The 8513-nt window shown below is 31.2% G+C and carries 11 protein-coding genes; 1 reads left to right on the forward strand and 10 read right to left on the reverse strand.

Annotated elements, in window-relative coordinates; genetic code table 11:
* Window positions 1-431 precede the first annotated feature (431 nt).
* The 7 genes from DKK70_RS16525 to DKK70_RS17760 all read right to left on the reverse strand — a co-directional run bounded on the left by DKK70_RS16525 (window position 432) and on the right by DKK70_RS17760 (window position 6712).
* Window positions 432-905: a hypothetical protein gene (locus DKK70_RS16525; RefSeq protein WP_110434956.1), complete on the reverse strand. Its 474-nt coding sequence runs from the start codon at window positions 903-905 to the stop codon at window positions 432-434.
* A gap of 185 nt (window positions 906-1090) precedes the next feature.
* Window positions 1091-1798, reverse strand: coding sequence for a hypothetical protein (locus tag DKK70_RS16530; protein WP_110434957.1), 708 nt, complete (start codon window positions 1796-1798; stop codon window positions 1091-1093).
* 703 nt (window positions 1799-2501) lie between these two features.
* On the reverse strand, window positions 2502-2984 hold the full coding sequence (locus DKK70_RS16535) for a DUF7919 family protein (RefSeq protein ID WP_110434958.1): 483 nt from the start codon (window positions 2982-2984) through the stop codon (window positions 2502-2504).
* Between the two features lie 483 nt (window positions 2985-3467).
* Window positions 3468-3941 carry a hypothetical protein gene (locus DKK70_RS16540; RefSeq protein WP_110434959.1) on the reverse strand — a complete coding sequence of 158 codons (474 nt, stop codon included), beginning with the start codon at window positions 3939-3941 and terminating at the stop codon, window positions 3468-3470.
* Between the two features lie 398 nt (window positions 3942-4339).
* Window positions 4340-5152 (reverse strand): hypothetical protein, encoded by an 813-nt coding sequence (locus tag DKK70_RS16545; RefSeq protein WP_110434960.1) that lies wholly within the window; start codon window positions 5150-5152, stop codon window positions 4340-4342.
* A gap of 306 nt (window positions 5153-5458) precedes the next feature.
* Window positions 5459-5929: a DUF7919 family protein gene (locus DKK70_RS16550; protein ID WP_110434961.1), complete on the reverse strand. Its 471-nt coding sequence runs from the start codon at window positions 5927-5929 to the stop codon at window positions 5459-5461.
* A 54-nt stretch (window positions 5930-5983) separates the two neighbouring features.
* Window positions 5984-6712, reverse strand: coding sequence for an RHS repeat-associated core domain-containing protein (locus tag DKK70_RS17760; protein WP_375335004.1), 729 nt, complete (start codon window positions 6710-6712; stop codon window positions 5984-5986).
* Between DKK70_RS17760 and DKK70_RS17310 the strand changes: the two genes are divergently transcribed.
* The gene (locus DKK70_RS17310) at window positions 6682-6897 is read left to right on the forward strand and encodes a hypothetical protein (RefSeq protein WP_258363960.1); all 216 of its coding nucleotides are present in this window, start codon (window positions 6682-6684) and stop codon (window positions 6895-6897) included. The two genes, DKK70_RS17760 and DKK70_RS17310, sit on opposite strands and share 31 nt — an antisense overlap.
* Window positions 6898-7233: 336 nt before the next feature.
* Here DKK70_RS17310 and DKK70_RS16560 read toward each other — a convergent pair whose 3' ends face one another.
* The 3 genes from DKK70_RS16560 to DKK70_RS17790 form a co-directional block, all read right to left on the reverse strand.
* Complete coding sequence (locus DKK70_RS16560) at window positions 7234-7560, reverse strand: hypothetical protein (RefSeq protein WP_110434962.1); 327 nt, start codon at window positions 7558-7560, stop codon at window positions 7234-7236.
* A gap of 22 nt (window positions 7561-7582) precedes the next feature.
* Window positions 7583-7705, reverse strand: a complete 123-nt coding sequence (locus DKK70_RS17315; RefSeq protein WP_258363961.1) for a hypothetical protein — start codon at window positions 7703-7705, stop codon at window positions 7583-7585.
* Between the two features lie 663 nt (window positions 7706-8368).
* The gene (locus tag DKK70_RS17790) at window positions 8369-8500 is read right to left on the reverse strand and encodes a hypothetical protein (protein ID WP_445972081.1); all 132 of its coding nucleotides are present in this window, start codon (window positions 8498-8500) and stop codon (window positions 8369-8371) included.
* Window positions 8501-8513 lie beyond the last annotated feature (13 nt).

Consider the following 8513-nt stretch of genomic DNA (forward strand, 5'->3'; position numbering starts at 1 on the left):
AACTAAACAGAAGGAGCCTACTTATACTCCGTGCATGCAGCCCATTGGACACACCCCATATTAGGTTTGAGTAAAACTCTCAACTCCGTAGGCTGTGCTACAACCATTGAATTTCTATAAATTATCAGATTTTTAGGAACATCTAAAATATAATTAGGTATTTTTGATCTAGGTAGCCACGGTGTCAGTCATTTTATATCATATTATATATAAGGATTATGTTTCAGCTAATTTTATTAAACCTTCCCAATCACCTCTTTCTATTAACTGACCTGTGATATCCTCTTTTTAATATCGCTCTTTCGGTAAAAAATAATCACTATTCCTAAAAGAACAATTTGGTCGAGTCCATACTTTATAGCTAAACCAGTAACGCTATGTTTTTTTTAGAAAATTATTCTCCAATAAAATCGCAACTCACACCTTAATTATTAAAAAGAAAAAAGATCATATGGGCAACCATCTTCATACACAAATTTCATCTGCTCATCAATAGGTCTCATATTGGTTGAATCAGGGACTTTATCAAAATTTTCTCTTAAATAACGACATAGTATCCCAATTTTCTTTTTCTCTTCCGCAGTTAATTCATCGATTAAATCGTCATGTTGAGTTAAAAAATAGTAATTATCTTTTCGAAGATCATAAAAACAACCAAGATTATTAAATAGACCCCAAGCATCTAGAACATCCTCCTTTAATGAACTTAAATATAATTTAAAATAATTTACCAACAGTTGATACGGATGCTCTTTCTCTCCAAGATATCCCATCATTCCCGTAAAATTAATCATATAATTATGATATCCTCGGCTCCATTCATTTGGCGCAAAATAGTCACCTTCACCTTTTAAATAGGCACTAACTTCATTATTATTTACTGCTTCGTCAAAATAACCCTTCATGGGAACTCCTCCTTGGTTTTAGACCATTGGCAAAGATATTTCAAGAAACAAACATGTTTAAGTCTAAGTTTTCAAATCTAGCGTTCTAATAGATAACCGGATTACATATACAATATTTTATCTTTCAAAAGGCTTACTATGTCTTTACAATATAATAAATATAATTGGTTTTTTATTTATTTGATTTAATTAAAATATCCTGCCAGCATACATTCAACTTCTTCTTTTGATTTTACCTCCATCATATCAAATAGTTTTTTATCGCTCTCTGTGGCTGTTCTAATTCGAGTGTCATTTAACCATAATTCATTATCAACTATTCTACGAGCTAAAGTTTGGCTACTTAATTTATTTTCTTTTAACCCAATAGTAAGCCATTGTTCATTTTTGATAGGAGCAAGAGATGTATAAATTAATTTCAAAAATTGATTTGAAAATTCAGGCGCTAATGGAATTTTGCTGATAAAACGAGTGGGGTTATAATAAATACCTAATAAAATTAGGTTATGAAAAATATCAGAAATATAAACCACTTGTGCAGGAATATACAATTTATTTTGTGTTGGTATGGCAATAACCTTACCTAAAAGATTTTGATTGATACTATTTTTTTTGTGGATTGTTTTTTTCTTTAGCTCAACTGAATCCAATCCTATATATTCTACTATACCTTCCCCTGTATATACATTCATACGCGTTTTTGAAATGATGATACTCTGTTTTCCAGATTGCCCCGGAATGTGCAATATAAAAATATTTTCTTTTTTATTATCCAATAGAATATCTAATGCCATGTATTGATATAGCTCATGAGGAAATATATATTTCTCTAGTTCTTTAATTGTTATTAAGCGAGCTTTTTCTTGTAAAACATCTAAATTTATCTTTTTCATTTATTAAACGGCCTCCACCTCGGGCTTATCAAGTCACTATCTTTATTAAACATACTTCGATGCCCATATGGTTCAAAAAGTCCGCTCTTTTTATTTCTAAAATATTTGACCAACTCTTGGTAAGGATTTTCTTGCTTTTTAAGATATCCCATCATTCCCATAAAATTATTTATAAAATTATGATTTCCCTAAATCATTTCCCATGGCGAAAAATAATCACCTTCACCGTTTAAATAGGCACTAATTTCATTATTGTTTACTGCTTGTTCAAAATCACCTTTCATGGGAACTCCTCCTTAGTAAAGTGATAGTGCTGAGGATTTTTATGACAAAAAAGTATCTCTAATATGCTCTTCAGCTTGCAAGTTCTAGGTTTATTTTAGATGTTCACATGCGGGTATAAAACATAAGCATTACCGTTTTGGGGTTTATTGGTTGATTTAGCACCTTATAGCAAAACCGGTAACGCTTTATTTTTTTAAACTATTCTCCAATTAAATACCAACTCATACCCTAATAATTAAAAAAGAACTGCATATTAACATCGTTTTTCATCGATAACTTCATCTACAAAATAAATTTAAAGCTAAAACCTCTAGTTTTTATAGACTGCATTATTTTACCTTTGAAATTTTAGCAAAATGTAAAGTTAAGCCTTAATTCTATTTTTACTATAATCTTAAAACTATACTTGGTTGACTTTTCATCTTAACTTGACTTGATTCGATTCTCTAACAAAGTCAAAACAATCTTGAGCGTTAAATGGTTGCGTTAAATCTAATGCCATCACAGAATCTATATATTCTTGTGGTGGTTTATAATAATGATCCCTTATATAATGGAGGATAAGACCTGGTGACGCATAATATTGATTATTCACTTGTGATGGAATTAATAATTCGCAAAATCCTAGGGGCATATCCATAAGTGCATTTCTCTTCTTATTTATATAAGGTTGTAAAATAGATTCTTTACATAATCTACAAGAAGTATTGCATCTTATCCTATTAAATTTATAATCATAAAAATCATCGTTAATTATAATTTCTGTGAGTTTTTCAATAAATTCTGGTTCTGTATCGCCCATTTCATAAAAATGTTCATAAGAAAGCCAACCAATATTGATAATCATTTCTAGCGGTTTGTTCACATAGTAATTATAGTATGTATGATCTTTAAAATACATATTTTTCACCTCTTATAACTTGTGTATTCAGCCTACAGGTACACGACATTAAACTAAATAGAAAGAGCCTACTTATACCTCTTACATGCAGCCCATTGGACCCACCCCATATTAGGTTTGAGTAAAACTCTCAACTCCGTAGGCTGTGCTACAACCATTGAATTACTATAAATTATCAGATCTTTAGGAACATCTAAAATATAATTAGGTATTTTTGATTTAGGTAGCCACGGTGTCAGTCATTTTATATCATATTATATATAAGGATTATGTTTCAGCTAATTTTATTAAACCTTCCCAATCACCTATTTCTATTAACTGACCTGTGATATCCTCTTATTAATATCCCTCTTTCGGTAAAAAATAATCACTATTCCTAAAAGAACAATTTGGTCGAGTCCATACTTTATAGCCAAACCAGTAACACTATGTTTTTTTTTTGAAAATTATTCTCCAATAAAATCGCAACTCACACCTTAATTATTAAAAAGAAAAAAGATCATATGGGCAACCATCTTCATACACAAATTTCATCTGCTCATCAATAGGTCTCATATTGGTTGAATCAGGGACTTTATCAAAATTCTCTCTTAAATAACGAAATAATACCCCGATTTTCTTTTTCTCTTCCACAGTTAATTCATCGATTAAATCTTTATTTTGAGTTAAAAAATAGCGATTATTTTTTCTAAAATAATAATAACAACTAATATTGTTAAATAAACCCCAAGCATCTAAAGCATCTTTATTAAGTGAACCTAAGTATAATTTAAAATATTTGACCAACAGTAGATAAGGATTTTCTTTTTTTTTAAGATATTCCAACATTCCCGTGAAATTCATCATATAATGATGGTATCCTCGTCCCCAATCATTTGTCACAAAATAGTCACCTTCACCTTTCAAATAGGCACTAACTTCATTATTATTTACTGCTTGTTCAAAATCACCCTTCATGGGAACTCCTCCTTGGTTTGATACCATTGGTAAAGATATTTCAGGAAACACACATTTAGATTTAGATTTAGATATAAATTTAATATTAGCTTAGCGGGGGAATTTAATCATCACTAATAATTAAAAATTGGCGAGTTTTTTGAATAATAAAAAGTATCTGGTGATACCTTCATCACCTTGCAAACTTTAGCTATATGGTGAATATTTTTCAGTTTAATTTTATAAGCTTACTGGATTGAGAAGGTTTAATAAATATAGTTTATATTGGTTTGCGGGTATAAAACATAAGCATTACCGTTTTGGGGTTTATTGGTAGATTCAACATCTTATAGCCAAACCAGTAACACTCTATTTTTTTAAACTATCCTCCGATTAAATCGCAACTCTCACCTTAATCATTAAAAAGTCAAAAGATCATATGGACAACCATTTTTACGAATAGACTCAAAGTGTTTATCTATAGGAGACATTTGTGCTTGACCTGGGACTTTATCAAAATTCTCTCTTAAATAACGAAATAATACCCCAATTTTCTTTTTCTCTTCCGCGGTTAATTGATCGATTAAGTAATCATTTGGAGTCAAAAAAAAGGGATTACTTCTTCGAAGAGTATAAAAACAATCAATATTGTTAAATAAACTCCAAGCATCTAGAGCATCTTCCTTAAGTGAACTTAAGTATAATCTAAAATATTTGACCAATTCTTGATAGGGATTTACTCTTTTTTCAAGATAGAACATCATTCCCATAAAATTCATGATATAACTATGAGATGCCTTATACCTTTCCTCTGGCGTAAAATAGTCACCTTCACCTTTAAAATAAGCACTAATTTCATTATTATTTACTGCTTGTTCAAAATCCCCCTTCATGGGAACTCCTTTTTTAAAAAAAGCTGAAATAGCAAAAAAATCACTGTTTATTTTTTTCTTCAATTGATTAAATTTTGCATTGAGGAGTATCATTTCTTCAAAATCCTCCCGCCCAATAAAGAACTCAGCAAAGCCACGCGCCCCTGCTTGGATTGAGTAATAACCATCTCTTGCAGATTCAATAAAATATTCAGCTGAACTTGTATCTTCAATTGCTGATGATATATCTGCAATTGTACGATTAATTGCATATAACCAAGTATCATTTTGTTCAGCAATTAAAATATTTCGAAGTTTAATAAAATCATCTAATAAGGTATTTAATAATAGAGATAACATTCTATTCTCCTTAAGGTAATGGTATTTCCGCTAATACTTTCACCTCAGTTATGTTCCATGAATATTTGAATTTGCTCTTGTCCACCTAAATAAAATCCTAGTTGATAAAACTTTACCATCGGTTATTAAAATTATCAGGATAGATTTGTCCTTATCGCTCTTTTATTTTTATCGTATTTTCCTTTTTTCAGAATAGGTTATTCCTTAAAAAAACTGTACGAATTAGCATAGCCTATCTAGCGAGTTTTTACCCCCCCCATCACCTTGCAAACTTTAGATATATGGTAAATATTTTTCAGTTTAATTTTATAAGTTTTGTTTCTCTAACAAATCAAAACAATCTTGAGCGTTAAATGGTTGCGTTAAATCTAATGCCATCACAGAATCTATATATTCTTGTGGTGGTTTATAATAATGATCCCTTATATAATGGAGGATAAGACCTGGTGACGCATAATATTGATTATTCACTTGTGATGGAATTAATAATTCGCAAAATCCTAGGGGCATATCCATAAGTGCATTCCTCTTCTTATCTACATAAGGTTGTAAAATAGATTCTTTACATAATTTACAAGAAGAATTGCATCTTATCCTATTAAATTTATAATCATAAAAATAATCGTTAATTATAATTTCTGTAAGTTTTTCAATAAATTCTGGTTCTGTTTCGCCCATTTCATAAAAATGTTCATAAGAAAGCCAACCAATATTGATAATCATTTCTAGCGGTTTGTTCACATAGTAATTATAGTATGTATGATCTTTAAAATACATATTTTTCACCTCTTATAACTTGTGTATGCAGCCATTAAACTAAATAGAAGGAGCCTACTTATACTCCGTGCATGCAGCCCATTGGACACACCCCATATTAGGTTTGAGTAAAACTCTCAACTCCGTAGGCTGTGCTACAACCATTGAATTTCTATAAATTATCAATCTTCGAGGAACATCTAAAATATAATTAGGTATTTTTTCCCCAGGTAACCACGTTCTCATTCCTATTAAATCAGATCGTACATGAGAATCTGTTTCAGCTAATTTTATTAAACCTTCCCAATCACCTCTTTCTATTAACCGACCTGTGATGTCTGCTATTGAAATATCCTCTCTCGGTAAAGTAATCATTGTTCCTTCAGGTACAATAATTTCGCCAGTACCAAATCGATAATATCCATGTCCAGCAAAAGCAGTTCCTGTTCCCCCTTCTAATATTTCTTTTGCGTAATATTGACCGGAATCACTATTAAGCCCTCTAATATAACCTAATGGGTCAATCCAGTTAATCGGATTTCCATTTACATAAGCGTAAAAATTGAAGCCACCAATCAGCTTTATCGGGTCTTGGGTTATATACCGCCCGACAAAGGGGTCGTAGTAACGATTTAGGTTGTAGTGTAGACCTGTCTCTTCATCGTAGTATTGTCCCTGAAAGCGCAGCGGGTTATCAGGAATAGCACGATTGCCAACTTCATGGTAGGTTTCATCAATAATTTGTCCATAGCCATTATACTGGCATTCATATAATGTTTCACCAAATCCATCCGTTAACCCTATCGGCGTGCCGAGTTGGTCGTTTTGGTACCAGTAGAGTTGGGTTTTGCCTTGTTGGGCATTGCCCTGTACTAACGCCAGTGGCCGGAAGGAGTCCTGCTCATAGAGGTAACTTTGCCAGTGCTTGTCATTGTCGGTTTCGGCAATCAGTTTATGACCTTGTCACACATTTTTGGGGAAAAATTTGAACAACTCTTTAACGTTGACTCGACAGAAGCGAGTCTCATGGATGAGACGAGTATTTGAATTCGGTTATTTTGCCATTAACGATTGATTGTTTTTGACTTTAATTAGTCAACATAAGTATTATTAATATCACCTAAAAATGATATTTAAAGAACATGAAGCTGATCAGTTTTTGTAAAGATGGTTCAGGAAATCTCGCTACTTCAATATAAAAACCTAAAATTACAGTTATACTAAGATGTAATAAACTTAAAATATATATGTTTTATTATAATAAACAATCCATGACTTTATAAAAATTTAACATAAAATCATAAAGATATTGTTATACAATAAAGTTAATATTCTTCTGTAACTAAGGCTAATCCATGAGATACTATTTCTTGCGTTAATTCTTTTTCCGTAAAATTTGGAGTATCTCGTATAAAGTCTAAAATCCAAGTGATGTTTTGCTCCTCAAAATATTTTAAAAATGAATACTTATATACATCTTCTAAAGAAAGAGTACACGCGTTACCTGCTTTTCCTTTTCCTTCTATGTAAATAATTGGTTCGTTTTTATTACAATTGTCTGCGGTAATACCTATTTTTAACACTCCATCTAGAGCATTAGCTAAATATGGATGTAGATCAATATCAACTAAAATATAATATAACGCTCTCATTCTAATATCCTTGATGCAAAAATCACTCTGTAAGGATAGTGATTTTTTTAAATTTTATCAACATAAAATCTGCATGTAGTTGCTGCGCTCCCCCTAACCCATATTCAGGATAAGCCATAGCAAAAGGTTCAAGTTTACCTTTCACAGTATCACCAGCCCAGTTTGGAATTCTTGCTTTAACGATACCATTTTCAAAAAGTTGTAATCTATCAAACTCGCCTAAGAGCCTCGCGTCAGACCATGATCTACTAATTTGATAAAAACATAAGCATTACTGTTTGGAATTTTTAATTAGATTCAATATTTTATAGCCGAAGCGGCAACGCTCTGTTTTTTTTAAATTATTCCAATAAAATCGCAACTTACACCTTAATCATTAAAAAGTCAAAAGATCATATGGACAACCATTTTTACGAATAGACTCAAAGTGTTTAAAATATTTCGAAGTTTAATAAAATCATCTAATAAGGTATTTAATAATAGTGATGATAACATTCTATTCTCCTTAAGGTAATGGTATTTCCGCTAATACTTTCACCTCAGTTATGTTCCATGAATATTTGAATTTGCTCTTGTCCACCTAAATAAAATCCTAGTTGATAGAACTTTACCATCGGTTATTAAAATTATCAGGATAAATTTGTCCTTATCGCCCTTTTATTTTTAACGTATTTTCCTTTTTTCAGAATAGTTTATCCCTTAAAAAAACTGTACGAATTAGCATAGCCTATCTAGCCTATTTAGCGAGTTTTTACCCCCCATCACCTTGCAACCTTTAGATATATGGTAAATATTTTTCAGTTTAATTTTATAAGTTTTGTTTCTTTAACAAATCAAAACAATCTTGAGCGTTAAATGGTTGCGTTAAATCTAATGCCATCACAGAATCTATATATTCTTGTGGTGGTTTATAATAATGATCCCTTATATAATGGAGGATAAGACCTGGTGAC

It is taken from the genome of Gilliamella apicola (assembly GCF_003202655.1).
Classification (GTDB): Bacteria; Pseudomonadota; Gammaproteobacteria; order Enterobacterales; family Orbaceae; genus Gilliamella; species Gilliamella apicola_R.